Annotated in this window: 2 protein-coding genes; one reads left to right on the forward strand and one right to left on the reverse strand. The window is 44.2% G+C overall.

All coding sequences use genetic code 11. The features are described 5' to 3' along the window. Nucleotides 1-1,172: hypothetical protein (locus B4K20_RS03875; RefSeq protein WP_289281952.1), on the reverse strand; the 1,172-nt coding region annotated here is incomplete at its 3' end. A 65-nt stretch (nt 1,173-1,237) separates the two neighbouring features. Between B4K20_RS03875 and B4K20_RS03880 the strand changes: the two genes are divergently transcribed. After that, on the forward strand, nt 1,238-1,514 hold a 277-nt coding region (locus B4K20_RS03880), incomplete at its 3' end, for a hypothetical protein (protein WP_289281953.1).

Consider the following 1,514-nt stretch of genomic DNA (forward strand, 5'->3'; position numbering starts at 1 on the left):
ATTGCTGTCATATTCGTGGTCGGCAATGGCATAGCAGTTGACGTATTGGGCGATGCTTGGGGGGATTGTGTTTTTTCAGCTGTTGTTGCTGTTGTTAACCCCGCCAATAAACTGAATAAGAGCTGCGTTGGTGTCTGTCCTCTATTGGCTAAAGCAGGTGAAATTTGCGCAGGTAGCGCACGCAGTTCCTGAGGGGCTGATAACACTTGTTTGATTGCTGTCTGAACCTCCGTTGGTAGCTGTTTAATCAACTCAGGATTATCCAGAATTTTAGGTAGTAATGGTGACTGTATATGTGCTTTCAGCGTATCAGCTAGACGCAGTAAGTTGGCTTTCAAATTCTGCTGTAAATTTGATTGTGCTACATTTTGTTTCAACTGACTTTCAAGAAAAACACCACTATTGTTGATCGTTTGTTGTAATTTTTCTGGCTGTTGTAATGTCTGCTTATCGACTAAATTTTGGATTACATTGGTCAATGCCTGCCTGACAGGCTCAGGCAAAGTGGGTGTATTTGTGGCCGAGGTATTCATTGTCGCCGGCTTAGTGACGAAATTTTGTAATAACGGTAATAACGCTCTTTGGTAACTGACAATACGCTCTTCACGTGTCGCATTATCTGGCATTATTTTGACTGATAAAGGTATGGTTTTTAGAATCTCAAGCGCCAGCTTGTCGCCAACCTTAAATCCTTGATTAAGGTGACTGACATTAATTTCCATATGCTTGGGTAAAGCCGCATTTAATTGACTAAGTTGAGCTGCTTGGGACGAGTTAACTGCCTTATCAGTCACAAATTTAGGTGTGACTAACAGCTGGTTTTGTGCGAGTAGCTTCACCACATCGGCAGCGATGACCTGTCCGGATTTTAATAGCGTAGCTAATGTCGCTGCTTGTATTTCAGGCTTAGCTGACACTACGGGTGTGAGCTGAATCACGGGTTGGCCCGACTCAATAGACTTCTGCAATATGACCTTCTGCCCGGCAGAGAGATCTTGTTGTGTGTTGACATGGACAACCTTATCTCCGAGCTGAAGTTTGACTTGTTCGGCATTCACTCTTGCGATGACGGTTGCCTCCATTTTTTGTCCGGCAGGCAGCGTGTCTACCAGTTTTGAAGAGGCATTTGAAATCACTTCCGTGTTAGGCTGTTGGAATCTATTTATTTGCATAAAGCCACTATACAAGTCGACATGGTGCTAGTATAGCAATCTGGTTATTGCTAAGAGCAATGGCAATGAGACATAAACACGGACAATGGTATATTCGTAAGCAAGGGAAAATTTCTGGCCCGTTTACAGCTTCTGTTATCAGTAATCATTTAAAAGTGGGGAGACTTGCCTCAGATGATGAGGTATCCCGAGATCGGCGACATTGGCATACTTTTGCTGATTCTGACGATTTCACTGTCCCCCAACAAAAGGCGTCACCCATCAAGGGTTATCTGGATGAGCGTACTGGTGAGGACAGACGCAATACCCCACCCACGGAAGTTGACGAGACTATTCTGCAAC

Origin of the sequence: Methylophaga sp. UBA5088 (assembly GCF_002414625.1) — a bacterium.
GTDB lineage: Bacteria > Pseudomonadota > Gammaproteobacteria > Nitrosococcales > Methylophagaceae > Methylophaga > Methylophaga marina.